Below are 23,654 nucleotides of genomic sequence, written 5' to 3' on the forward strand. Positions count from 1 at the left end.
CTATAAAGTCGCCAGTTCGGCAATGGATAATCCCGCCCGTATTTTTTCCAGCCGCTCATTGGCCCTGGCGGGCAGCAGAAATGCGGGTCGGACACCCGGCGGACGAAGCAGGCCGCGCAGGGCGAGCTCCTGCATGACAGGAAAATGGGCGGCGGCGATCTTGCCCATCCAGAATGGATCGAGCGCGCCGCCCCTGCGCAGATGGTCCATCACCTCGGCCAACCCGCGCAGATAAATCGCATCCTTGGAAAGACCGCCGCCGCGATAGATGCGCAGCACCATGTTGAAGGCCGCGGCCTCGTCGAAACCGTGTTCGCGGGTCATGATGCGGAAAGTGTCCACGAAGCTCGCACCATCCAGCATGGCGGCGCAGCCAACGACGCGGCCGGCGATCAGCCGCAGGCGCTCGCGCGTCATGCCGCCGGCCAGATGTTCCGCCAGCACCGCCAGCCCCTCCTGTACGCCCTCATAACCGGAAAGACCGGTGCGGAAGAGCCGCAGCCCCTGAAATGAGCCGTTGAAATAGGTCAGAAGATGCACACCGATCTCGTGCGACAGGAGCGCCTCGACACGGCGCTGTTCCATGACGGTATGGCGGGAGATCAGGAGTTTCTCACCTGTCACCATCAAGCCGGGTGGCAGGTCATCACGGATTTCGACGCGGGCCTTGAATTCCGGCTCCTCCCCCAGATAAGCCTCGACCATTTCGCGCGACTTCCTGGCGACCACGTAACAATCCACCATAGCGATTTCGCCGCTTTCTTGCCCGCGCGGGCAATCCTCAAGCACGCGAAGCGCCAGCGTCAGAAGAGCGGGTTCGACGGCGCCATAGAGGGCGCGTGAAAAATCGGTGAAGGTGCGATGATGCAGGCTCGCCAGCATCGTCAGCTGCAGATCGATCTCCCGCTGTTTCTCCCGGTAAAGATGATAGAGCACCGGGTCTTCAAGATGGTCGAAGACGACGGAATAGAGCTTGCGCTTCTGCTCCTCGACATCCACGCCCAGCGGTCGGTAAAGCAGGCGCGGCGCGTACTGGAAGCTGCCATCGCGAAACTCCTCGAACGCCCGCCGCGCATTGATGGGCGTGACGGAGAGAAGAAAATCGAAGGAGGAGACAATGTCGTCGATCGAGCGGTCGGCGCGTTTGACGGCATCGACAAATGCCTTGCGGCCAAGCGCCCGGTGACTGGTGACCTTCAGCGCATCCATACCGGAGGAAAAGGACGAAAAGGCCTGCAGGCCGGCATCGAAGAGATCGGCGATCATCGTCTCACGCAGGCCGGGATAATCCGCACCGGATTCCGGCTGGCGATAGATTGGCGCGAAGCGCACGCTGATGCAGGGAAAATCCAGTCCGGCATTCTGAAACCGCAGGACCGGGTCGGCTTCCGGCTCCGGCCGGGTGATGCGCGGCGTGCGAAAGCGCACTTCGGCATCACAGACCGCCTTGATGAAGACCCGGCGCGCTTTCTGGGTTTCCGGTTCTGACGTCGCCGAGACCGAAACCTCATAATGCGGCAGGAAGGGAGAGTCGTCGGCGAGCAGGATGTCGTGTTCAAGCTCGCCAATATCGAGAACGATGAAGGCGCCGAAACGCTCGCGCATGACCGCGCCGACCGCCTCGATCAGCGGTGCGGCCTCCTGAATGTTCGAAGCGATGAGATAGGAGGCATGGGCGGCGGCGATGTCGCGCGCGGCGAGATCTTTCGTGCCGCCTGTCAGATGCAGGCAGAGGAACGGCAGCGGCCGGTCGATGTGCAAACGGCCGTCTTTTCCGACATCGCGGCGGATGGCCTTGCCGGCTTCGAGGCAGGACACGACGTCATCGACCAGATCGGCGATGGGGGAAGGCGCGCTGCGGGCGGATGAGAGGTTCATCGCCGCGACCTCAGACATTCTTCGAGGACCGGCTGGAGTGCTGCGATCGCTTCACGAATATCAGCCACCACACGTCGATCCGGCTTTCCCGTCCACTCATCCATGAAGAATTTCTTGAACTCGATCGCGATGGCGCAGCCGTTTTCGGCGAAACGCTCGTGGATGAAGCGTGTCTGCTCGCCCTTGCCCTGAAACGCCACATTCTCGCGAACATCGAGACGGCGCCCGCCGATGGTCGCAGACGCGAAATGATGACCGACCGCGCTGACGACATCACCCCAGCGGCTGCGATCCATGGAAAAGGTGCCGATATTGATATCGGGCGCTTCCGCCTGCGCCGTCGCCGGTGCGTCGGCGCCCTGCCGGCGATGATTGTAACTGTGCACATCCAGCACCACGAAAGCACCATGCCGTCGCTCGAGCGTTGAGAGAACGGTTTCAAGCATCGCATAATAATCGGCGTGGAAATCGAGCGATTGCCGGCTGGCCTCCTCCGGCGGCGTCTGGTTCCAGACCTCCAGCCCCCAGGATTGTTCCGGTTTCAGATAGATCGCCTGATCGGTGGCGCGATTGAGATCGACTTCAAAACGGGAATGGTGAACGACGATCCGGTTCGTCAATCCGGCGACCATCTCGCCGGTAAAGGGATCCTCCTCTCTCAGCCGCTTTTCCGGCGAAAGAGCCATCAGATCTGCTATATCCATGCGGACGAAATGACCGTCATGTATGGCCGTGCCGACAACAGGCGAATTGCCGAAATCGATCGACCAGAAGCCCCTGTTTTCGTTGTTACCCCGGTATTCGCCGTCACTCTGTGTGGCTGCCATGCTGCCTCCCTGCATCGGGGATAAAACAACACGACATGTCCGTTTGTTCCGGTAAAAATTGCGCACTATTCATTTGTGCCGGGCAATGATGCCGCCCGAAAAAACTGCGGAACCATCCTTTAAAGCTCACGTTGTTCCAGCAGGAGGGCCGCCGTGTCAAACGGACACGATGGTGCCGAAGAACACCGGGATTTTTCCGTTTTCTCCCGGTGGCCAACGAAATGGCAGCCGAGCTTCTTACCCATCCGGCGCCCCTCCGTTCCCGTTTTCCACGCACAAGGAGCTGCGACATGGAAAAGACCGAAACACGCAAACTTGCGGAAGAATATCTGCGGCTCGGCGGCACCCGCAAGGTCATGATCGACGACAACAAGACCTTCGTGCGCCAATGGAAAGCCGAACCGGCGGAAGCCGAGCGATTTTGGCAAACCAACATCGAAAATCTCGATGAGAAGCGCCTCAAGGACGTGGAATTCTTCCTCCCCTCCATGAATTCCGACAAGGACGACTGAACCCAGAAGGAGACAGATATGACTGCCATCAACGCCGCAAAAATCCTGATTCTCGCAACGGACGGATACGAACGTTCCGAGCTGCGGGTGCCGTATGACCAGTTGAAGGCCAAGGGTGCGGACGTGAAGATCGCCTCCATCAAGGAGGGCGAAATCAAGAGCTGGGATAAGAAGAACTGGGGCGACAGCATCACCGTCGATCTCTCGGCCAAGACCGTAAAAACCGAAGATTTTGACGCGCTGGTTCTTCCCGGTGGCCAGATCAACCCGGATATTCTGCGCCATGACGAGGATGCGATGCGGGTGGTTCGCGATTTCGTCAAATCGGGCAAGGTGGTTGCCGCCATCTGCCATGCGCCGTGGCTGCTTGTCGAAGCGGACGCCCTGCGCGGCCGCGACGCCACTTCCTATTGGTCGATCAAGACCGACCTCAAGAATGCCGGCGCCAACTGGAAGGATGAAAAGGTGGTAACGGACAAGGGTATCATCACCTCCCGCAGCCCTGACGATCTCGATGCCTTCGTCGCCAAGATCGTGGAAGAGATTGAGGAAGGCCGTCACGAACGTCGCGCCGCTTAAGACACGAACGACATTCCCGTGCCGCCGGTTTCCGGCGGCACTTTTATTTTGGAGGAAGAATATGAAAAGCAGATTGCTGGCAAGCGGCGCGGAGCGCACCTTCATCCTCGTCATCGATCCCGAGGAAGAAGCCTTCGAGGCCATCAGGCGTTTTGCCAGGGCCGAGAACATCAACGCCGCCTCTGTCACCGCGATCGGCGCCTTCGCCACGGCAACGCTCGCCTTTTTTGATCTGTCCACGCAGGACTACAAGGAAATACCGGTCACCGAACAGAGCGAGGTCCTGAGCCTGCTTGGCGACATTACGCTTGACGAGAACGACACGCCCAATCCGCACCTGCATGTCGTTCTGGGTTTTGCCGACGGGTCCACAAAAGGCGGCCATTTTCTGAAGGGCGTGGTTCGTCCCACTCTGGAAGTCGTCATTCGCGAAACGCCCGCAGAATTGCGGCGCAGCTATAACAGGGAATTCGGCATCGCCCTTATTGACCCTGCGAAATAAACCCAACGGAACCGGAAAAACGCCATTGCGTTATCCTTCGCACGAGGGGACGGCATGGCGGCTACGGTCAATCAAAAACATGGGGAAGATGACGAGGTCAGGCAGTTCCTGATCGGCCTTGCGCGCGGCACAGCGGGTGCATTGCTGTTTGCCCTGCCCATGCTGATGACCATGGAAATGTGGTTCCTCGGTCTTTACGTCAACTCATGGCGGCTTCTGCTGCTCTGCATCCTCAACCTGCCGCTGCTTCTTCTTCTCGCCCGCCGCATCGGTTTTGAGAATATCAATTCCTGGAGCCAGGCCCTGCGAGACGCGATAACCGCCTATGGGCTGGGCATCGCTGTCAGCGCGGGCGTGCTCCTGCTGTTCGGCATTCTGAACGACCAGCTCACCGCCTCCAATATCGTCGCCAAGGTCGCGCTGCAATCCGTTCCCGCCAGCATCGGCGCGCTGCTCGGCCGCAGCCAGCTCGGCCAGCATTCCGACGCAGAGGATGAAGAGGAAGGCGAGTATTCCGGCGAGACAGGTTATCTGCACGAGCTTTTCATGATGGTGGTGGGCGCGCTCTTCCTCAACCTCAATGTCGCCCCGACGGAGGAAATGATCCTGATCGCCTACAAGGTGACGCCCTATCACGTTCTGGCCCTTTGTCTGCTGTCGATCGCCATCATGCATGGCTTTGTCTATGCGCTTCACTTCAAGGGCTCGCATCAGCTGCATGAAGGACAGCAATGGTGGCAATCCTTCATCCGCTTCACCCTGCCCGGCTACGTCATCGCCATCGCCATCAGCATCTATACGCTCTGGACCTTCGAGCGCCTCGACCACACCTCGCTGTCGCAGATCATGAATGCCGCCGTCATTCTCGGTGTTCCAGCCTCGATCGGCGCGGCGTCGGCCCGGCTGATCCTGTGAGGACAAGATGACGATATCGAAAAACGGAAAACAGACGGAAAGCGCCGATCCGCATTGGATCGAATGGCTGACGGGAACCATCTGCACCTTGCTCGTCGCCGCGATGCTCGGCTGGATCGCCTATGACATCTATCGCTATGTACCCGAGGATGCCCGCTTCGACATCGCCGTCACCAGCGTGGAGGGGCAGCCCGGGCAATATCGGGTGAAATTCGACATCCGCAACCTCTCCATGACCACCGCAGCGCAGGTGCAGGTGCGCGGCGACCTGCAGCGGAATGACGCCGCGCCGGAAAACGCCGATGTGACCTTCGATTATGTCGCCTCGGAATCGAAGGACAGCGGCACGCTTTTTTTCCGCAGCGATCCCCGCAGCGGAACGCTCACCCTCACTGTCGCCGGTTATACCGAGCCTTGACCCATTCAGGACATCTTCATGACGACACCGGAACTGACGAAAGAACGCGATCTCAGGGATTCAAAACCGGTCTGGGCCGATAGCCCGCGCATCGGCATCCGCAGCGGGCACACACCCGCCGCCGACCATTACGACACGATCGTCGTCGGCGCCGGCATCAGCGGCGCACTCGTATCCCACGCCCTGCAAAGGCCGGGTCAATCCATGCTCATCATCGACCGGCGCGAACCGGTCATGGGCAGCAGCGTGGCAAGCACCGCGATGATACAGCACGAGATCGACACGCCGCTGACGGAACTCAGAAAGATGATCGGCAGGCCCGCGGCCGACAGGGCATGGCAGCGTTCCGCACGCGCCGTCCTGCGTCTGGAGGAAGTCGTCTCCTCGCTTGGCATCTCCTGCAGCATGAAGCGCAAGCAGGCGCTTTATCTCGCCGGAGACGACATGGGATCGCGCGCGTTGAAAGCCGAAGCGGCCGCGCGCGAAGAAGCTGGCATCGAAGCCCGCTTCCTCTCCGCTGCAGAACTGCGAGAGCAATATGGGCTGGACCGGACCGCCGCCATCCTCAGCGATATCTCGGCCTCCGCCAATCCCGCACAGCTGACGGCCGGCCTTTTGCGCCATACGGCCGGCGCAGGCGCCGAAATCGTCTCCCAGCTTGAGATCACCGATCTTAGAAACCTCGGCAACGAGGTTGTCCTCGCCACCGCCGGCGGCAAGATCCTTTCCGCACGCAATGTCGTGTTCTGCACCGGCTATGAATTTCTGAAAATGCTGGAGAGCCCGAAACACCAGATCATTTCCACCTGGGCTCTGGCGAGCAAAAAGCGGCTCGATCTACCCGGCTGGCTGGAGAACCATATCGTCTGGGAAGCGTCCGATCCCTATCTTTACCTGCGCACCGACCGCGAGGGGAGGATGATCGCCGGAGGCGAGGACGAGGAAAACCCCACCGCCTATCTGTCGGAGCGCAAGCTTTCCGCGAAGGCGAAGACGATCAGCTGCAAGATCGAAAGGCTTCTTGGCGTCGATATGGGAGAGCCGGACTATCGCTGGGCCGCGGCCTTCGGCACCACCACCACCGGCCTGCCGCTGATCGGCGCGGTGCCGGGTATGAAAAACGTCTATGCCGTGATGGGTTTCGGCGGCAATGGCATCACCTTCAGCCAGATCGCCGCCGAAATCGTGGCGGCCGCCGTTAATGGCGGCAAGGACCCGGACGCCGATCTCTTCCGCTTCGACTGATGCCCGTCAATCCTCCTTGATGCCGGTGGCCACCTGCAAGCGCCGGAGCGTCCAAAGGACAACGATACCGGCGCCGGCGGCGACAAGGGCAAGCGGCCACATGCCGAGACCGGCCGAGAGGCCGATTGCCGCCGAAAGCCACATGCTGGCGCCCGTCGTCAGGCCTTTGACATCCCCTCTCGTATAAACGACCACACCCGCTGCGAGAAAGGCGATGCCCGCCGTCACGGCTTCCACCAGACGGATAGGATCGAGCCGCGCGGCCTCATGACCTTCCGCCATCGTCTCCATCATATGAATGGTGATGATGCAGAAGGTGACGGCAGCAAGGCCGATGAGCATGTTGGTGCGCAAACCGGCCGTGTTCTTGTGAAACTCCCGCTCCAGACCGATCAGGCCGCACAGGATGACCGCGCCGAACACGCGCACCAGCAGTACCTCGAAGGGGATGGAAATATTCATGGAAAATTCTTCTGCAAGGCTCTGGGGCACGTCATGTCTCCTCCCGACATTTATTCCCACTAAGTTCGGAAAGGCTGCGTTGGTTCCGCGCAGCAATATAAACGTTGCGCGCAACCGAGCCGGAACCATGGCAGCGGCAAAGGGTTTGTCTCCCGTGCGCATGGGCGCACATCATGCATTTTCACACATGGGAGAAGGACCAATGGCCGAGAAGAAACTCGACGACCTGTTTTACGACACGCTGAAGGACATCTACTACGCCGAAAGGCAGATCCTGAAGGCCCTGCCGAAAATGGCGCGGGCGGCAACCGACCCGAAGCTGAAACAGGCCTTTGAAAAGCACAAGGAAGAAACCCAGGGCCACGTCGAACGCCTGCAGGAAGTGTTCGAGATCATTGGCAAGCGCGCACAGGGCAAGACCTGCGAAGCCATCCAGGGCATTATCGCCGAGGGCGAGGAGATAATGGAGGACTTCAAAGGCACACCCGCGCTTGATGCCGGTCTCGTTTCATCAGCACAGGCGGTCGAACACTATGAGATCGCCCGCTATGGGACCCTGAAGGCCTGGGCGGAAAAGCTGGGCCACACCAAGGCGGTTTCGCTGCTGGATGCCACGCTCAAGGAAGAGGCAAAGACCGACGATGCGCTGACCGCGCTCGCCGAGACTTCGGTCAACGCCGCCGCCCAGAAAAAGGCCGCGTAATACCCTCAACAACAAAAACCGGAATGGTCACCCATTCCGGTTTTTTATGTGTCTTGAAGACTGCAGAGATTACGGCAGGGTATAGGCGATCACATAATCGCCCGGCTTGGTTCCGACGGAACCGTGACCACCCGCAACCATCACCACATATTGCTTGCCGCCCTCCAGCGCATAGGTCATGGGCGTTGCCTGGCCGCCGGCCGGCAGGCGCGCTTCCCATAGCTGCTTGCCGGTGGTGAGGTCATAGGCGCGCAGATAGTTGTCGACGGCAGCACCGAGGAAGGCCACGCCACCCTTGGTGATCATCGGCCCGCCAATGCCAGGCACGCCCACCTTGAAGGGCAGCGGCAGCGGCGTCATGTCATAGACCGTGCCGTTCTTGTGCTTGTAGGCGATATCGCCGGTGCGCAGGTCGGCACCCGTGACATAACCCCATGGCGGGGCCTGGCAAGGGATTTTCAGCGGACCGAGGAACGGACCCATGAACACGCCGTAGGGTGCGCCATCATTGCGGTTCAGGCCCTGTTCGCTACCCTTCTCGTCCTGACCCTTCGGCGGAATGTCGGCGCGCGGCACGAGCTGCGAGGTGAAGGCGAGATATGTCGGCATGCCGAACATGACCTGGCGTTCGGGGTCGACCGCCACGCTGCCCCAGTTGAAGGTGCCGAAATTGCCGGGATAGATGATCGAGCCGGTCAGTGACGGCGGCGTATAGCGGCCCTTGTAGCTCAGCTGATGGAAGCGGATGCGGCAGGCGAGTTGGTCGAACATGGAGACGCCCCACATGTCCTTTTCCTGCAATGGCTCCGGCTTGAACGACAAGGCCGTCGTCGGCTGCGTCGGTGAGGTGAAGTCCTCAGGGATCGCACCGCCCGGCGCCGGCTCCTCCGTGATCGGCAGAAGCGGTGCGCCGGTGCGCCGGTCGAGAACGTAGATATCGCCCTGCTTGGTCGGGCCGACGAGAGCCGGGATGGTCTGGCCGTCCTTGGTGATGTCGAGCAGCACCGGCTGGGCCGGCACGTCCATGTCCCAGAGATCATGATGAACCGTCTGGCGCACCCAGCGATCCTTGCCGGTGTTAATATCGAGCGCGACGATGGAGGAAGAATATTTCTCCACATTCTCGCTGCGGCCCATGCCGAGCTGATCGGGCACCTGATTGCCGAGCGGGATATAAACGAGACCGAGGCCTTCATCATAACTGAAGACCGACCAGCTGTTGGGCGAATTGGTGGTGTAGGTCTCACCCGCCGCAATCGGTTCGGTTTTCGCCGGATTGCCGGAATCCCAGTTCCAGACGAGCGCACCGCTATTCACATCGAAAGCGCGGATGACACCGGACTGTTCCTGCGTGGAATAGTTGTCGTTCACCGCGCCGCCGATGATGATCTTGCCCGCTACGATGACGGGCGGCGAGGTCGAATAATAATAACCGGCAGGATTGTATTTCATGCCCTGCTCGAGATGCAGCACACCCTGATCGGCAAAGGACGTGCAGACCTGACCGGTGGCGGCGTCAAGCGCGATCAGCCGCGCATCCGAAGTCGGCAGGTAGACGCGCTCGGCGCAGGCCGTGCCTTGAGCGGCATTCGGCTCGGCATAGTAGGAAACGCCACGGCATGTCTGGTGCTGACGGTCCGGATTGAGACCGACATTCGGGTCGTATTTCCACTTTTCCTTGCCGGTGGCGGCATCGATGGCAATCGCCCAATTATGCGGCGTGCAGATATAAAGCGTGTTGCCGATCTTCAGCGGCGTCACCTGATAGGTGGTTTCGCCCACATCATCGGGCAGCTTCACATCGCCCGTCTGGTAACGCCAGGCTTCCTTGAGCTGCGAGACATTGTCGACATTGACCTGGGTGAGCGGCGAATAACGCTGGCCATAGGGCGTGCGGCCATATTGATGCCAGTCACCGTCAGGCACATTGCCGCCATAGGCGGGCGTGGCAGAGGCCGTTTCCTGAGGCAGGGAACCTGCCGTATCGTGCGGATCCTGCGCCATGGAATATCCGGCCACGACGATGGAGGCGAGGACGGAGAGCGCAAGCGGCCAGGCATTCGGCCCATAGCTAAGCCCGGTCGGGCTCGAAAAACCGAGCGGCTTTCTGACCCAGGGAACCAGAAGCCAGAGACCGATGAGAATGATGATGCCGCCGCGCGGGCCAAGTTGCCACCAGTCGAAGCCGACTTCCCATATGGCCCAGGCGAGCGTCGCGACAATGAAGACGGCATAGACGTGAAGGGCTGCGCGATTGCGCTTGAACAGCAGAACGGCCGTCAAAAGAAAGGCCAGTCCGGAAAGCACGTAATAGAAGCTCCCGCCCAGCATGACGAGCTGAGAGCCGAAACCGAACAGCGCAAGACCGATCAGCGTGAGAACAACTGCAGTGACGGTGACTGCCATGAATGAAACCCCCGATTCCTGTCACTTTGCGTGAAATGAAATCCGGCGCGATCTGGTTCCATGAAAATTATCACCGGTGCGAAAAAACTTCACGCCATGGTGGTCACGGGTTTTGCGGTGCTCCGGTCGAACCCTGCGGCGCGGGATTTGTCTCTGTCGATGACGGCGGCTGGGCGCGGCCATTCGCCGGATTATTGTCGAAGCTTCCGGATCCGGACGGCTGCTGCGGCACGGGCGCAGTCTCGGTCTGCGGGTTCTGCGGCAGGTTTTCGTCGGGTTCGAAAACCGAATATTCGACAACGGCCCACACCACCAATGCAAGAAGCACGCTGACGATCAGAATGACAAGCACGGGACGGCCGCGCGATCCCTGCCGCGCACGCGTTGCCGTTTCGCTTTTAGGCGCATCCCGACCGTCGAGATAGCTGGCATTTTCTCTGGCCATGTCTTTCACTCCCTGTAACCCTGTTGATCTAATCATTGGGGTCAGGGTTTTGTTCCAGACTTGGAAAAACGACGTTAGCCTCACTCGGCCGGCAAACGCGCCCTGTCACAGTCCGCCATATCCACCGCGCTAAAGCTTTGCCCAAGGCCGAGCCAGGAAACCGGCCGCCGCGCTCCATCATCCGTTTCCGATGGATCGTCTGCGGGGCTGTCTGAATTCGCCAATGGCAGGGGTGATGGCCGCCTGCGAAATCGGGGGCCGGAAAAGGAGAGGTGTTGTTTCAACGCATGGCGCCATTGGCGACACAGGTCCAGAAAAGCGAGGATTCTCAGCATCATGATTGTCAGGCAATATATTGATAAAAATAACCTGCCCTGTTTGGCACGTCTGGAAGACATGCGCATCCCCATCGCGCCGCAGCCGCAGCGAATGGTCGGATTATGCCAACAAACCGTCATAAAGTGTCAGATAGAACCCGGCAAAGCGTGATCAGCGGCCGAGCTGCACGATCCAGCGCGTCCATTCCGCGCTATCCGGCTTCAGAATATCCGACGTGAGGTCACGGTTTTCCGAAGCGAAATGCCGCATCTGACGCGGCGAAAGGCCGAAGGTCTTCTTGAAGACGCGGCTGAAATTTTCCGGATTGGTGAAACCATAGGACGCGGCCACCTCGGCAATCGTCATATGCGCCGATTGTGGCGCCCGCAGGAAATCCATAGCGCGTTCGAGACGTCGGTGGGTGATGCAGGCCGAAAACCCGCCCAGCGGCTCAAAGAGCCGGTAGACGGTGCGTCGCGACACGCCGAATTCGCCCATGACCTTTTCCACTGACAGGGCGGGATCGAGAAGGTGATTGTCGATATAACGCCGGATGGATGCCCTGAGCGCCCGCTGCACGCCCTGCGCATTGTCGTGCCCGACATGATTGTTGATGGCGGCCGCAGCCAGTTCCAGAAGCGGCGAGACCGTGGCTGCGCCCTCGCTGGCGTTCATGACGTCGAAATGGCGATAGATGCTCATCATCGTTTCGCGCAGCAGCGATACCAGCGGCAAACCGGCCGGCAGCACGCGTTCATGATGATTGCCGGAACCGCCAAGCCTGCCTTCCAGCAGCCGGCGCGGCACGACGAGGCTGAGATGATCATGATCCGACGTGGCAGTGGCCAGCGGCTGCGCCATATCGATGAGATAGAGGTCGCCGGGGCCTGCGGTCTCGCCCGAACCGCGCCGCGACATGCTCTTCCCGCTGGCGTAAAATTGCAGGAGAAAACCATCCATGCCGTCGCGGGCAAGCTTGTGGCGCGAACGGTCGAAATCCTGCGCCGAGGACTGGGTGCGGCCGAGCGCGACATTGCCGATGAAAGCGGCGTCCACGCTGGCGAAAAAACCATCATCCTGCGAGCGGCGCAGGCGAGCATCAAAAAGCACGTTGATCGAATCCCGCCACAACGCCATGGCGTCGCGTTTCGGCACTTGGCGCGTATCGAAGCGCGAACGCGCCAGCGGCGCTTCAAAAGACCCTGTGTTCATCATGCCGCTTTTCCGTGAACACGGCGCTGACCCCGCCGTCCACGAAAACTATACAGGATTGAAATCGCCTAACAATACCGGAAACCGGCGCGATCGTTCGCTTCAAGCGCATGTGCGAAATTTATTTCGCCGTCCAGCCGCCATCGATGGAAATGGTGGTGCCGGTGATGGAGCGCGCCATATCACCAGCGAGATAAAGCGCCATTTCCGCCACTTCTTCCGGTTGCACAAACCGTCTGGTCGGCTGCGGCGCAAGCATCACCTTCTTCACCACTTCCTCCTCGCTCATGCCGTGCACGCGTGCCTGATCGGCAACCTGGGCGGCCACAAGCGGCGTCCAGACATAACCGGGGCAGATGGCGTTGCAGGTAATGCCGAGTTCGGCGACTTCCAGCGCCACGCTTTTCGTCAGGCCCACCACCGCATGTTTGGTCGCCACATAGGGGCCCTTGAAGGGCGAGGCGCGCAGGCCATGCGCAGAAGCGATGTTGACGATGCGGCCCCAGCCCCTTTCCTTCATGCCCGGCAGGGCCGCATGGATGGTGTGAAACGCGCTGTCGAGCGAGATGGCGACGATGCGGGAGAAATCGGCGAAATCGAACTCGTCGATCGGCGCGACCTTCTGAATGCCGGCATTGTTGACGAGGACGTCGATATGACCGAATTCGGCGATGACGGTTTCCGGCAGATGGGCGCTTTCATCATAATTCGCGAGGTTGGCGGCAAAATAGACCGGCCTGTGCTGCGCCACCTTCGCGACCGCCTCCAGCGCCTGCGTCGCCTCCTCCGTCGTTTCTATGCCATGCACCGCGACCAGATAACCCGCCTCGGCGAAACGCTTGGCGATGGCAAGCCCGATGCCGCTGGTGGAACCCGTGACAAGCACGGTTTTCGGTTGATCCTCCATCGGCCTTAGTCCTTCAGCTGCGGCAGGTTGCGGAAAAGTTCGAGCGCTTCGGGATTGGCGAGCGCATCGGCATTCTTCACCGGCCGGCCATGGATGGTGTCGCGCACCGCGATTTCGGAAATCTTGCCCGAACGGGTGCGGGGAATGGCGCTGACGGCAATGATCCTTGCCGGCACATGCCGCGGTGTGGCGCCCGAACGGATGCGGCTGCGGATGGTCTTTTCCAGCTCTTCCGTCAAAACCGCGCCGCCCTTCATGCGCAGGAAGAGGATGACCCGCTGGTCGCCCTCGATATCCTGCCCCACGGCAATCGCCTCCTCGACCTCAGGCACGGTTTCCACCTGCCGGTAGATTTCCGCAGTCCCGATGCGAACCCCGCCGGGATTGAGCGTCGTGTCCGAACGGCCATGGATGACATAACCGCCGGAGGGGCGCATTTCGGCGAAATCGCCATGCGCCCAGATGCCGGGGAAGCGGTCGAAATAGGCGGCCTGATAGCGCGAACCATCCTCATCGCCCCAGAACTTCACCGGCATGGACAGATGCGCATTGCGGCAGACGAGTTCGCCGGCAACACCGCGAACGGAACGGCCCTCATCGTCCAGCGTGTCGATATCCATACCGAGCATCGCACCCTGCAATTCGCCGCGATGCACCGGCTGCAAAGGGTTGCCGCCGAGGAAACAGGCGCAGATATCCGTGCCGCCGGAAATGGAGGCGAGGTGCACGTCGGCCTTCCAGTCGCGATAGATATAATCGAAGGATTGCGGGATGAGCGGCGAGCCGGTGGAGAGAATTGTCCGCAGCGATGAAAGATCGTGGCTTTCGCGCGGCTTCAGCCCGGCCTTCAGGCAGGCGTCGATGAACTTCGCCGACGTGCCAAAAGTGGCGATCCGTTCGGCGTCGATGAGGTCGATCAGCCGCGCAGGGTTGGGATAACCGGGATTGCCGTCATAGGTGACGAGCGTAGCGCCAAGCGCCAGACCGGAGACCTGCCAGTTCCACATCATCCAGCCGCAGGTGGTGAAATAAAAGAAGCGTTCCCCATCCTGAATATCGCATTGCAGCTTCAGTTCCTTCATGTGCTGAAGAAGCAAACCGCCGCCGGAATGGGTGATACATTTCGGCTTGCCCGTCGTGCCGGAGGAATAAAGAATCGCCAGCGGCGCCTTGACGGGCAGACGGTTGAAGGTGATCTCACCCGCCGCATAAGGCGCGACGAAATCCGTAAGCGTCACGCAGCCGAGATCGGCAAGGCTTTCGGGCACGGCGTCGCCGATCAGCACGATCCTTTCAGGCGCCGCATTTTCCGCCACGGCGCGGATGGTGGGCCCGACATCGATGCGTTTGCCGGCATAACCATATTCCGGCACGGCGATAAGGATTTTCGGACCGATCTGCGACAGGCGGTCGGAGGCTCCCGCCGGGCCGAAATCCGGCGAGCAGGACGACCAGATCGCCCCGATGGCGCTCGCGGCCAGATAGCTAACGATCGCCTCGATATCATGGGTGACGATAGCGCCGACGCGGTCGCCTTCGCTCACACCGGCTTGGGCAAGCGCCTGCACCATGCGGGACACTTCGTCGTAAAGCTCTCTGCGGGTAATCTCGCGCCTTGTGCCATCGTCGCGATGGGCGATGATGGCCAGCCGCCCGTCGGCATCGCGCAGCAGGTTTTCGGCATAATTGAGCCGCGCGCCCGGATAGAACTCAGCCTCCCGGATCGTCGCGCCCGGTTTGAATGCGGTTTCGCCGCGCGTGCCGATAATGCCGAGTTCGTCCCACAGCGCATCGTAAAATTCATCCGGCGCGTCGATGGACCAGCGCAGCAGGCCGGCATAGTCATTGGCGGCCTGCCCGTGCAGCTTTGCCGTTCTCGTCGCGAAGGCGAAAAGCGCCGAACGCTCCCGCCTCTTCTCCGGCGGCACCCATAAGATGTCGGATGGCGCGGCGTCCGTCATGCTTCGCCCCCGCGCAGCATTTCGACAATGGCGGAAAAATCGCGCCCGCCGCTTCCTTCGCCGACGAAGTTCTCGTAAAGCGCCGCCGCCGCCGCACCGAGCGGGGTGGAAGTCCCCGCTCCATTCGCGGCCTCCTGCGAAAGCTTCAGATCCTTCAGCATCAGGGCCGCCGCAAATCCGGGCTGGTAATCCTTGTTGGCGGGCGATGTCGGCACCGGGCCCGGCACCGGGCAATAGGTGGTGAGCGACCAGCATTGCCCGGAAGAGGTGGAGGCGACATCGAACAGCGCCTGATGCGAAAGCCCGAGTTTTTCGCCGAGCACGAAGGCTTCCGAAACGGCGATCATGGAAATGCCGAGGATCATGTTGTTGCAGATCTTGGCCGCCTGGCCGTTGCCGCCCTTGCCGCAATGCACGATCTTCTTGCCCATCGCCTCCAGCACCGGCTTTGCCGCAGAGAAAGCCTCCGCCTCGCCGCCGCACATGAAGGTCAGGGTGCCTGCCGCAGCCCCGCCCGTTCCGCCGGAAACGGGCGCATCCACCGAGGGGCAACCGGCGGAAGCAGCCAGTTCATGCGCCTTCAGCGCGCTTTCCATGTCCACCGTCGAGCAATCGATGAGAAGCGTTCCAGCAGGGATTTTCCGAACCAGATCGCCATAGACCGAAACGACATGTTCGCCCTTCGGCAGCATGGTGATGATCACGTCAGCCGCTTCGATGGCTTCGGCGGAATCCGCCGCTACGGGAACGCCCGCCTCTCTCGCCGCCGCGCGGCAGGCTTCGGAAAGATCGTGACCCCTGACGGCATATCCGGCCTTGACGAGATTGGCGGCCATGGGCAGGCCCATATGTCCCAGCCCGATAAAAGCGACGGTCTTCATCGGAGCGCTCCTTTCAGCGATTATCCGCAAGGATCATGTCGGCGGCCTTTTCGGCAATCATGATCGTCGGGGAATTGGTATTTCCGGATGTGATGCGCGGCATCACCGATGCGTCGGCGACACGCAGCCCGGCGAGCCGGCGGAATTTCAGCCGCGCATCGACCACGCTTTCCATATCCGACCCCATGCGCAGCGTGCCGACGGGGTGGAAGATGGTAGTGCCGATATCGCCCGCCGCCTTTGCAAGATCATTGTCGTTTTCGAAGGAGGGACCCGGCTTGTATTCCTGCGGCTTGAAGCGCGCGAAGGCCGGCTGGGCGACGATGCGGCGCGTCAGCCGCATGGCGTCGATGGCCACCTGGCGGTCGCCTTCGGTGGAAAGATAGTTCGGGCGGATTTCAGGCTGCATGGCGAAATCCGGTCCTTTCACATGCACTGAGCCGCGGCTTTCCGGCCGCAAATTGCAGACGCTTGCGGTAATGGCCGGAAAAGTGTGAACCGGATCGCCGAACTTGTCGAGCGAAACCGGCTGGACGTGATATTCCAGATCGGCGGTTTCCTTCTCGGGTGAAGAACGGGTGAAGACACCGAGCTGGCTCGGCGCCATCGACATCGGCCCGGAGCGCGTCAGCGCATATTCGAGACCGATCCTCGCCTTGCCGAACAGGGTGGAGGCCCTTTCATTCAGCGTCAGGACGCCGGAGACCTTATAGACCATGCGCAGCTGCAGATGGTCCTGCAGGTTCTCGCCCACGCCCTGAACCTCCGCTATTGTGTCGATACCGGCCGCCTGCAGCACATCGCCACGGCCGACGCCGGAAAGCTCCAGAATATGCGGCGAGCCGATGGCACCGGCAGACAGCACCGTCTCGCGCCGCGCCCGCATCTTTTTCAAGACGCCGTCATGATGGAATTCGACACCCGTAACGCGGCCTTCCTCGATGATGAGGCGCTTGACATGGGCCTTGGTCAGAACCGTCAGGTTCTTGCGGCCAAGCGCCGGTTTCAGGAAGGCTTTCGCCGTGTTCCAGCGCCAGCCGGCCCGCTGGTTGACGTCGAAATAACCGGCGCCTTCATTGTCGCCCCGGTTGAAATCATCGGTCGCGGGAATGCCGGCTTCGCCCGCCGCCTTCTGGAAAGCGTCCAGTACATCCCAGCGCACGCGGGCTTTTTCCACGCGCCATTCGCCGCCGGCGGAATGCATCTCGTTCTTGCCGCGATAAAAGTCTTCCGACTTCAGGAAATAGGGCAGGATATCGTTCCACCCCCAGCCCTCGCAGCCGAGCTGCCGCCACATATCGTAATCGCGCGCCTGGCCGCGCATATAGATCATGCCGTTGATGGAGGAGCAGCCGCCAAGCACCTTGCCGCGCGGATAGATCAGCGAGCGGCCGTTGAGCCCCGGCTCTTCCGCCGTCTTGAAACACCAGTCGGTGCGCGGATTGTTGATGCAATAGAGATAACCGACCGGAATGTGGATCCAGTGGTAATTGTCGTTGCCGCCCGCTTCGAGAAGCAGCACGCGGTTGTTCGGATCTTTCGAAAGGCGGTTGGCGAGAACGCATCCTGCACTCCCCGCTCCGATGACGATATAGTCATATTCGCCCATGCTCTTCTCCATACGCCGCCCTAGCCGCACCGTCCCGGACGCGGAGGAGGCCTTTTCCAGTGTTTTCAAAAATGTCTAGCTGCGGTGCTGAAAGCCGAGTTTTCTCCCGAACCGCGACGCGTAAAATTCGCCGATCAGACCGCGCCGGAACACCAAAACGCAGGCCATGAACACGAGGCCGGTGATGATGGTGACCGGGAAATCCGATGTCGCGAGATAATTCTGTAGCGTGACAACGAGACCCGCACCGAAGATCGGGCCAATCATGGTGCCGATGCCGCCGAGCAGCGTCATCAGGATCACTTCACCGGACATCTGCCAGGTCACATCCGTCAGCGTCGCAAACTGGAAGACCAGCGCCTTCAGGCCGCCCGCAAGCCCCGCCAGCGTCGCCGACATGACGAAAGCACCGAGCTTGTAGCGCTGCACGCTGTAGCCCAGCGAAATGGCGCGCTGTTCGTTTTCGCGGATGGATTTCAGGATCATGCCGAAGGGCGAGTTGACGAAACGCCAGATGACAAGAAGCGCGAGCACAAAGGCGGCCAGCACCGTATAATAGATGTTGAGCGGCGCATTGAGATCGAGAAGGCCGAAGAGATGGCCGCGCGGCACACCCTGCAAACCATCCTCACCATGGGTGAAGGGCGCCTGAAGGCAGAAGAAATAAAACATCTGCGACAGCGCCAGCGTGATCATGGCGAAGTAGATGCCCTGGCGGCGGATGGCGAAGAAGCCGATGACGAGGCCGAGAAGGGCCGCCCCCGCCATGCCGATGACAAGGCCGATCTCCGGCGTCACGCCCCATTCCTTCACCGAATAGGCGGTGAAATAGGCTGCACCGCCGAAAAACGCAGCGTGGCCGAAGGACAGCAGCCCCGTATAACCGATAAGCAGGTTGAAGGCGCAGGCAAACAGCGCAAAGCACAGGAGCTTCATCAGAAAGATCGGATAAACGAACATCGGCGCGGCGATGAGGACGGCGAGCCCCGCCAGAATAAGCACGGTCTTGATTGTTCCGGCGGTCGCCGAAACTTCCGTCTGCGGCATCGTGCCCGCAGTGGGGCTATGGGTGGCTTTGGACATATCAGGCGTCCTTTCCGAAAAGTCCGGCGGGGCGGATGAGCAGCACAAAGGCCATGATGACGAAGATGACTATGTTTGAGGCTTCCGGGTAGAACACCTTGGTGAGACCCTCTGCAACGCCCAGCATGTAACCCGTGACGATGGCGCCCATGATCGACCCCATGCCGCCGACCACGACCACCGCGAAGACGACGATGATGAGGTTCGTGCCCATCAACGGCGAGACCTGATAGATGGGCGCGGCGAGAACCCCGGTGAACCCGGCAAGGCCCGCACCCAGCGCGTAGGTCAGCGTCAGGAGAACAGGCACATTGATGCCGAAAGCCTGCACCAATGTCGGGTTTTCGGTGGCAGCGCGCAGATAGGAGCCGAGACGCGTCTTTTCGATCAAAGCCCAGGTGGCAATGCAGACGATGAGAGAAATGACGACGACGAAAGCGCGGTAATTCGGCAGGAACATGAAGCCGAGATTGGTGCCGCCGGCAAGCTCGCGCGGTACAGAATAGGGCTGGCCCGCCGCGCCATAAAGCCAGCGGAACGTGCCTTCCACCACCAGCGCCAGGCCGAAGGTGAAAAGCAGCCCGTAAAGCGGATCGAGATCATAAAGCCGCGACAGCAGAAAGCGTTCGATGATCGCGCCGAAAAGCGCGACGACAAGCGGCGTGACGATGAGCGCCACCCAGAAAGTGATGCCGAAATACTGAAGGCCGAGAAAGGCGACAAAAGCGCCGAGCATATATTGCGCGCCATGGGCAAAATTGATGACGCGCAGCAGGCCGAAAATGACGGCAAGACCGAGCGACAGCAGCGCATAAAAGGACCCGTTGATGAGGCCCACCAGCAATTGCCCGAGCAGTGCCTGAATTGGAACGCCGAAGATCATTGTCATGGTTAAACCCCCAGCACCTTGTTGAGCTCGCCCATGCGGCCGGAAAGCTCGCCGACCGGAAAATTGCTGACCATCTGACCGTGATCCATCAGGTAGAAACGGTCAGCGATGCGGCTCGCAAAACGGAAATTCTGTTCGACCAGAACCACGGTCATGCCGCGGCTCTTCAATTTCTGCAGCACCTCGCCGATGCGCTGCACGATGACGGGGGCAAGCCCTTCGGTCGGTTCGTCAAGAAGCAGCACCTTTACCCCGGTGCGCAGGATGCGCGCCATGGCCAGCATCTGCTGCTCGCCGCCCGAAAGCTTGGTGCCGGGGCTGGTGCGCCGTTCGTAAAGATTGGGAAACAGCTCGTAGATTTCATCGAGCGTCATGCCGCCGGATGCGACGACGGGCGGCAGTTTCAGATTTTCCTCGACGCTCAGCGTCGCGAAGATGCCGCGCTCTTCCGGCACAAAACCGAGGCCGTATTTCGCCGTGCGATGCAGCGGCACCGGCATCAGATCCTTGCCGCCGAGCTTGATGACGCCCTTGCGGTTGCGGATGATGCCCATGATGGTGCGCAGCGTCGTGGTCTTGCCGACACCGTTGCGGCCGAGAATGGTGATGGTTTCACCTTCGCCGACCGTCAGGTCGACGCCGTGTAGCGCCTGGCTTTCGCCGTACCAGGATTTCAGGTTGGAGACTTCGAGCATTGCCGCCATATCAAGCCTCCTCCGTGCCCATGTAAGCCGTGCGCACGCGCGGATCGGCGGAAACGGCGGCATAATCGCCTTCCGCCAGAATTTCACCCCGCTGCAGCACCGTGACCTGGTGGCAGATATCGGCCACGACCTTGAGATTGTGTTCGACCATCAGCACCGCGCGGGTTTTGGCCACCTCGCGGATGAGTTCGGCCACATGCGAGACATCTTCCCCGCCCATGCCGGCCATCGGCTCATCAAGCAGCAGCACCTTCGGATCGAGCGCCAGCGTGGTGGCGATTTCGAGAACCCGCTTGCGGCCGTAAGAAAGATCGGCCGCAAGCGCATGTTTTTCCCGCGTCAGGCCAACCGTTGCGATCAGCTCCTCGGCGCGCGCATTGAGCCTGTCGAGCGATGACAGGGGTAACCAGAATTGCGTTGAAAGGCTGTTGGGCCTTTGCAACGCCACCCGCACGTTTTCCAGAACCGTCAGGTGCGGAAACACCGCCGATATCTGAAACGACCTGACGAGGCCGAGACGCGCCACCTTGTCCGGCGGCGTCCTTGTTATGTCCGTTCCCATGAAGGTGATCGCCCCGCCCGTCGGCTGGAGAAACTTGGTCAACAGGTTGAAGACCGTAGTCTTGCCCGCGCCGTTCGGACCGATCAGCGCATGCACGCGGGCATGATGCACGTCGAGATCGACGTTTTTCACAGCTGCGAATGCACCGAAGGTCTTGGTGAGACCACGCGCCGAAAGAACGACGCGAGGTTCGGCCTGCCCGGCAGGGGCGGGAGCGATCGTCATGAAACTTTCCCCTTTATTGCGTCACCAGCGGGCAACCGCTTTTTGCGGGGTCCATGAAGGCTTCCTTGCCGGGAATGGTGGCAAGCACCTTGTAATAATCCCACGGCTGCTTGCTCTCGTCCGGCTTCTTCACTTCCATGAGATACATGTCGTGGATCATGCGGCCATTGGCGGCCACATGGCCATCCTTCGAGAAGACGTCGTTGACGGGCATTTCCTTCATGGCCTTGGCGACGGCATCGGCATCGTCGGTGCCGGCCTTTTCGATGGCCTTCAGATAATGCAGCACGGCGGAATAGGTGCCGGCATGCACCATGTTCGGCATGGCGCCGGTGCGCTCCTTGAAGCGTTCGCCGAACTTGCGCGATTCATCATCGCGGTCCCAATAGAACCCTTCCGTCAGCGTCAGGCCCTGAGCCGCTTCAAGACCGAGACCGTGGACTTCGGCAAGCGTGAAGAGAAGGGCCGCAAGCCGCTGGCCGCCGGCGACGATGCCGAATTCGGCCGCCTGCTTGATGGCGTTGGAGGTATCGAGACCGGCATTGGCAAGACCGATGACCTTCGCGCCCGAGGACTGCGCCTGCAGCAGGAAGGAGGAATAATCCGTCGTGGCAAGCGGATGGCGCACGGAGCCCAGCACCTTGCCGCCATTGGCCTTGACGAAATTCGCGGTATTTTCTTCCAGCGAATAACCGAAGGCATAGTCGGCGGTCAGGAAGAACCAGCTGTCGCCGCCCTGTTTCACCAGCGCGCCGCCGGTGCCGACCGCCAGCGAATAGGTGTCATAGGCCCAGTGGAAACCATAGGGGCTGCACTGCTTGCCGGTCAGCTCGGTCGTTGCCGCGCCGGTGTTGATGGTGATCTTCTTCTTGTCCTTGGAGAGCGCCTGCACGGCCAGACCCACCGACGACGAGGTCAGTTCCATGATCGAATCGACCTGTTCGGTATCGTACCATTGGCGGGCGATATTGGAGGCGACATCCGCCTTGTTCTGGTGGTCGGCGGTCACCACTTCCACCGGCGCATCGAGCACCTTGCCGCCAAAATCCTCAACCGCCATCTTCGCGGCTTCATAAGAGTATTTGCCGCCGAAATTGGCGTAGACGCCCGACTGGTCGTTCAGGATGCCGATCTTGACCTTGCCGTCCGAAATCTCGGCGGCATAAGCGGCGGTGCCCGCGGCCAGTGCCATGGCCGTGGATAAAAGGATACTCTTGCGCATGACTTCTCCTCCCAGAGATGATTGCGAGCCTCAGATGGGTCTGTGCAATGGTGAACGAAACCGCGTCGGGGCTTCCATGCCATTGCACCTGAATGGTCACACCGCCCTCCTCAAAGCGATGCATCCTGAGCCTAGACTTCTCGAATTCGGCCGTTGACACAAGAGCTGGGCATCATCAAATTGCGAACAGGAACTGTTCATTTTTGAACAGAACTCTTGCTGGGAGACAAATATGGCCACCCCTTTCACCTGGGACGACCTGCAATATTTTCTGGCCGTGGCCCGCACCGGACAGCTCTCCTCGGCGGCGAGAAGCCTGCGCACCAGCCACGCCACCGTCTCCCGCCACATCGACCGGCTGGAATTCTCGCTTAAAACCAAGCTGTTCGAGAGAAACCCGCGTGGTTACGAGCTAACCACGGTCGGGCGGCGGCTGGTCGATACCGTCGAGCGCATCGAGGCGGAAGCGGAAAGGCTGCAATCGGATATTTCTGAAAGCGGCAGCCTGCTGCGCGGCGTGGTGCGGCTTAGTGCGCCCGAGGGTTTTTCCAATTTTTTCTTCGTGGAAAGGCTGAAAGACTTCGCCATCACCCATCCTCACATCATGATAGAGATGGTGACGATCCAGCAGATCATGGCGTTGTCCAGGAAGGAGGCGGATGTGGCCGTCACGCTCGATCCGCCGAAAGCCGGTCCCTACATCAACGAACAGATCATCGATTACACGCTGCACATCTATGCGTCGCGCTCCTATCTCGCCGGGCGGCCAAAAATCACCAAGCGGGAGGACCTGCTCGATCATTTCTTCATCGGTTACGTACAGGACCTGATCTTCTCGCCGGGCCTCGATTATATGCGCGACGTGCTGCCCGGTTTGCGTCCGGGGTTTCAGTCATCGAGCATTTTCGCGCAGCTGACGGCCACGCTGAGCGGCAGGGGCCTGTGTATCCTGCCGAACTTCATCGCCGCACGTTTCCCGGATCTGCAGATGGTGCTTGCCGGTGAGGTGGAACTGCGGCGCGGCTACTGGCTGACCAGCCACCACGATCTCGCCAATGTGCCGCGGGTGCGCTCCCTGATGGATTTCATCCTCACGACGGCGCGCGCACATGAAAATCTCTTCGTACTGGATCGCAGAACAATCGCCTGACGCGGTCATCGTTCACATTTCGGCGACACCGTGTTTACG

At 60.5% G+C, this 23,654-nt stretch carries 23 protein-coding genes; 8 read left to right on the forward strand and 15 right to left on the reverse strand.

What is annotated here, in order from left to right; translation table 11 throughout:
• Entirely contained in the window at nt 1–1,878 is a 1,878-nt protein-coding gene (locus CFB10_RS18305) for a flavohemoglobin expression-modulating QEGLA motif protein (protein ID WP_026363560.1), read from the reverse strand.
• Entirely contained in the window at nt 1,875–2,705 is an 831-nt protein-coding gene (locus tag CFB10_RS18310; protein WP_020009962.1) for an N-formylglutamate amidohydrolase, read from the reverse strand. Before CFB10_RS18310 ends, CFB10_RS18305 begins: the two co-directional genes overlap by 4 nt.
• A 290-nt stretch (nt 2,706–2,995) precedes the next feature.
• On the opposite strand from CFB10_RS18310, the gene CFB10_RS18320 reads away from it, so the two are divergent.
• The 6 genes from CFB10_RS18320 (at nt 2,996) to CFB10_RS18345 (ending at nt 6,876) form a co-directional block, all read left to right on the forward strand.
• Nucleotides 2,996–3,217 (forward strand): hypothetical protein, encoded by a 222-nt coding sequence (locus CFB10_RS18320; RefSeq protein WP_020009963.1) that lies wholly within the window; start codon nt 2,996–2,998, stop codon nt 3,215–3,217.
• A gap of 18 nt (nt 3,218–3,235) precedes the next feature.
• Nucleotides 3,236–3,796 (forward strand): type 1 glutamine amidotransferase domain-containing protein, encoded by a 561-nt coding sequence (locus CFB10_RS18325; protein ID WP_020009964.1) that lies wholly within the window; start codon nt 3,236–3,238, stop codon nt 3,794–3,796.
• A gap of 61 nt (nt 3,797–3,857) precedes the next feature.
• Nucleotides 3,858–4,298: a PPC domain-containing DNA-binding protein gene (locus CFB10_RS18330; RefSeq protein WP_020009965.1), complete on the forward strand. Its 441-nt coding sequence runs from the start codon at nt 3,858–3,860 to the stop codon at nt 4,296–4,298.
• Between the two features lie 54 nt (nt 4,299–4,352).
• Nucleotides 4,353–5,213, forward strand: coding sequence for a TIGR02587 family membrane protein (locus CFB10_RS18335; protein ID WP_020009966.1), 861 nt, complete (start codon nt 4,353–4,355; stop codon nt 5,211–5,213).
• 7 nt (nt 5,214–5,220) lie between these two features.
• Entirely contained in the window at nt 5,221–5,631 is a 411-nt protein-coding gene (locus CFB10_RS18340; protein ID WP_020009967.1) for a TIGR02588 family protein, read from the forward strand.
• Between the two features lie 18 nt (nt 5,632–5,649).
• Nucleotides 5,650–6,876 carry an FAD-binding oxidoreductase gene (locus CFB10_RS18345; protein WP_020009968.1) on the forward strand — a complete coding sequence of 409 codons (1,227 nt, stop codon included), beginning with the start codon at nt 5,650–5,652 and terminating at the stop codon, nt 6,874–6,876.
• A gap of 6 nt (nt 6,877–6,882) precedes the next feature.
• Here CFB10_RS18345 and CFB10_RS18350 read toward each other — a convergent pair whose 3' ends face one another.
• Nucleotides 6,883–7,368: an MgtC/SapB family protein gene (locus CFB10_RS18350; RefSeq protein WP_003508703.1), complete on the reverse strand. Its 486-nt coding sequence runs from the start codon at nt 7,366–7,368 to the stop codon at nt 6,883–6,885.
• Nucleotides 7,369–7,540: 172 nt separating this feature from the next.
• On the opposite strand from CFB10_RS18350, the gene CFB10_RS18355 reads away from it, so the two are divergent.
• Complete coding sequence (locus CFB10_RS18355) at nt 7,541–8,041, forward strand: ferritin-like domain-containing protein (RefSeq protein ID WP_020009970.1); 501 nt, start codon at nt 7,541–7,543, stop codon at nt 8,039–8,041.
• A 69-nt stretch (nt 8,042–8,110) separates the two neighbouring features.
• On the opposite strand, the gene CFB10_RS18360 is transcribed toward CFB10_RS18355, so the two are convergent.
• The 12 genes from CFB10_RS18360 to CFB10_RS18420 all read right to left on the reverse strand — a co-directional run bounded on the left by CFB10_RS18360 (nt 8,111) and on the right by CFB10_RS18420 (nt 22,465).
• The gene (locus CFB10_RS18360; RefSeq protein WP_020009971.1) at nt 8,111–10,447 is read right to left on the reverse strand and encodes a glucose/quinate/shikimate family membrane-bound PQQ-dependent dehydrogenase; all 2,337 of its coding nucleotides are present in this window, start codon (nt 10,445–10,447) and stop codon (nt 8,111–8,113) included.
• Nucleotides 10,448–10,550: 103 nt separating this feature from the next.
• Nucleotides 10,551–10,892 carry a hypothetical protein gene (locus tag CFB10_RS18365; protein WP_020009972.1) on the reverse strand — a complete coding sequence of 114 codons (342 nt, stop codon included), beginning with the start codon at nt 10,890–10,892 and terminating at the stop codon, nt 10,551–10,553.
• 489 nt (nt 10,893–11,381) lie between these two features.
• A complete protein-coding gene (locus CFB10_RS18375) occupies nt 11,382–12,425 on the reverse strand; it encodes a helix-turn-helix domain-containing protein (RefSeq protein WP_020009974.1) in 1,044 nt (347 codons plus the stop codon).
• A 118-nt stretch (nt 12,426–12,543) separates the two neighbouring features.
• The gene (locus CFB10_RS18380; protein WP_020009975.1) at nt 12,544–13,329 is read right to left on the reverse strand and encodes a 3-hydroxybutyrate dehydrogenase; all 786 of its coding nucleotides are present in this window, start codon (nt 13,327–13,329) and stop codon (nt 12,544–12,546) included.
• Nucleotides 13,330–13,334: 5 nt separating this feature from the next.
• Complete coding sequence (locus CFB10_RS18385; protein ID WP_020009976.1) at nt 13,335–15,290, reverse strand: acetoacetate--CoA ligase; 1,956 nt, start codon at nt 15,288–15,290, stop codon at nt 13,335–13,337.
• A complete protein-coding gene (gene mmsB / locus CFB10_RS18390) occupies nt 15,287–16,171 on the reverse strand; it encodes a 3-hydroxyisobutyrate dehydrogenase (protein ID WP_020009977.1) in 885 nt (294 codons plus the stop codon). Before mmsB ends, CFB10_RS18385 begins: the two co-directional genes overlap by 4 nt.
• 13 nt (nt 16,172–16,184) lie before the next feature.
• The gene (locus tag CFB10_RS18395) at nt 16,185–17,780 is read right to left on the reverse strand and encodes a GMC family oxidoreductase (RefSeq protein WP_020009978.1); all 1,596 of its coding nucleotides are present in this window, start codon (nt 17,778–17,780) and stop codon (nt 16,185–16,187) included.
• A 75-nt stretch (nt 17,781–17,855) separates the two neighbouring features.
• Nucleotides 17,856–18,863: a branched-chain amino acid ABC transporter permease gene (locus CFB10_RS18400; RefSeq protein WP_026363561.1), complete on the reverse strand. Its 1,008-nt coding sequence runs from the start codon at nt 18,861–18,863 to the stop codon at nt 17,856–17,858.
• 1 nt (nt 18,864) lies between these two features.
• Nucleotides 18,865–19,752 (reverse strand): branched-chain amino acid ABC transporter permease, encoded by an 888-nt coding sequence (locus tag CFB10_RS18405; protein ID WP_026363562.1) that lies wholly within the window; start codon nt 19,750–19,752, stop codon nt 18,865–18,867.
• A 2-nt stretch (nt 19,753–19,754) separates the two neighbouring features.
• The gene (locus tag CFB10_RS18410) at nt 19,755–20,456 is read right to left on the reverse strand and encodes an ABC transporter ATP-binding protein (protein WP_020009981.1); all 702 of its coding nucleotides are present in this window, start codon (nt 20,454–20,456) and stop codon (nt 19,755–19,757) included.
• 1 nt (nt 20,457) lies between these two features.
• A complete protein-coding gene (locus CFB10_RS18415) occupies nt 20,458–21,243 on the reverse strand; it encodes an ABC transporter ATP-binding protein (protein WP_020009982.1) in 786 nt (261 codons plus the stop codon).
• A gap of 13 nt (nt 21,244–21,256) precedes the next feature.
• Complete coding sequence (locus CFB10_RS18420; protein ID WP_020009983.1) at nt 21,257–22,465, reverse strand: ABC transporter substrate-binding protein; 1,209 nt, start codon at nt 22,463–22,465, stop codon at nt 21,257–21,259.
• Between the two features lie 232 nt (nt 22,466–22,697).
• Here CFB10_RS18420 and CFB10_RS18425 point away from each other — a divergent pair, with 232 nt between their 5' ends.
• Nucleotides 22,698–23,615, forward strand: a complete 918-nt coding sequence (locus tag CFB10_RS18425; RefSeq protein WP_020009984.1) for a LysR family transcriptional regulator — start codon at nt 22,698–22,700, stop codon at nt 23,613–23,615.
• Nucleotides 23,616–23,654 lie beyond the last annotated feature (39 nt).

It is taken from the genome of Agrobacterium sp. 719_389, from assembly GCF_900188475.1.
Taxonomy (GTDB): Bacteria; Pseudomonadota; Alphaproteobacteria; order Rhizobiales; family Rhizobiaceae; genus Agrobacterium; species Agrobacterium radiobacter.

Coding starts and splice junctions, on each gene's coding strand:
- CFB10_RS18305 (WP_026363560.1), bottom strand. CDS start 1,878: ATGAACCTCTCATCCGCCCGCAGCGCGCCTTCCCCCATCGCCGATCTG.
- CFB10_RS18310 (WP_020009962.1), bottom strand. CDS start 2,705: ATGGCAGCCACACAGAGTGACGGCGAATACCGGGGTAACAACGAAAAC.
- CFB10_RS18320 (WP_020009963.1), top strand. CDS start 2,996: ATGGAAAAGACCGAAACACGCAAACTTGCGGAAGAATATCTGCGGCTC.
- CFB10_RS18325 (WP_020009964.1), top strand. CDS start 3,236: ATGACTGCCATCAACGCCGCAAAAATCCTGATTCTCGCAACGGACGGA.
- CFB10_RS18330 (WP_020009965.1), top strand. CDS start 3,858: ATGAAAAGCAGATTGCTGGCAAGCGGCGCGGAGCGCACCTTCATCCTC.
- CFB10_RS18335 (WP_020009966.1), top strand. CDS start 4,353: ATGGCGGCTACGGTCAATCAAAAACATGGGGAAGATGACGAGGTCAGG.
- CFB10_RS18340 (WP_020009967.1), top strand. CDS start 5,221: ATGACGATATCGAAAAACGGAAAACAGACGGAAAGCGCCGATCCGCAT.
- CFB10_RS18345 (WP_020009968.1), top strand. CDS start 5,650: ATGACGACACCGGAACTGACGAAAGAACGCGATCTCAGGGATTCAAAA.
- CFB10_RS18355 (WP_020009970.1), top strand. CDS start 7,541: ATGGCCGAGAAGAAACTCGACGACCTGTTTTACGACACGCTGAAGGAC.
- CFB10_RS18360 (WP_020009971.1), bottom strand. CDS start 10,447: ATGGCAGTCACCGTCACTGCAGTTGTTCTCACGCTGATCGGTCTTGCG.
- CFB10_RS18365 (WP_020009972.1), bottom strand. CDS start 10,892: ATGGCCAGAGAAAATGCCAGCTATCTCGACGGTCGGGATGCGCCTAAA.
- CFB10_RS18375 (WP_020009974.1), bottom strand. CDS start 12,425: ATGATGAACACAGGGTCTTTTGAAGCGCCGCTGGCGCGTTCGCGCTTC.
- CFB10_RS18380 (WP_020009975.1), bottom strand. CDS start 13,329: ATGGAGGATCAACCGAAAACCGTGCTTGTCACGGGTTCCACCAGCGGC.
- CFB10_RS18385 (WP_020009976.1), bottom strand. CDS start 15,290: ATGACGGACGCCGCGCCATCCGACATCTTATGGGTGCCGCCGGAGAAG.
- mmsB (WP_020009977.1), bottom strand. CDS start 16,171: ATGAAGACCGTCGCTTTTATCGGGCTGGGACATATGGGCCTGCCCATG.
- CFB10_RS18395 (WP_020009978.1), bottom strand. CDS start 17,780: ATGGGCGAATATGACTATATCGTCATCGGAGCGGGGAGTGCAGGATGC.
- CFB10_RS18400 (WP_026363561.1), bottom strand. CDS start 18,863: ATGTCCAAAGCCACCCATAGCCCCACTGCGGGCACGATGCCGCAGACG.
- CFB10_RS18405 (WP_026363562.1), bottom strand. CDS start 19,752: ATGACAATGATCTTCGGCGTTCCAATTCAGGCACTGCTCGGGCAATTG.
- CFB10_RS18410 (WP_020009981.1), bottom strand. CDS start 20,456: ATGGCGGCAATGCTCGAAGTCTCCAACCTGAAATCCTGGTACGGCGAA.
- CFB10_RS18415 (WP_020009982.1), bottom strand. CDS start 21,243: ATGACGATCGCTCCCGCCCCTGCCGGGCAGGCCGAACCTCGCGTCGTT.
- CFB10_RS18420 (WP_020009983.1), bottom strand. CDS start 22,465: ATGCGCAAGAGTATCCTTTTATCCACGGCCATGGCACTGGCCGCGGGC.
- CFB10_RS18425 (WP_020009984.1), top strand. CDS start 22,698: ATGGCCACCCCTTTCACCTGGGACGACCTGCAATATTTTCTGGCCGTG.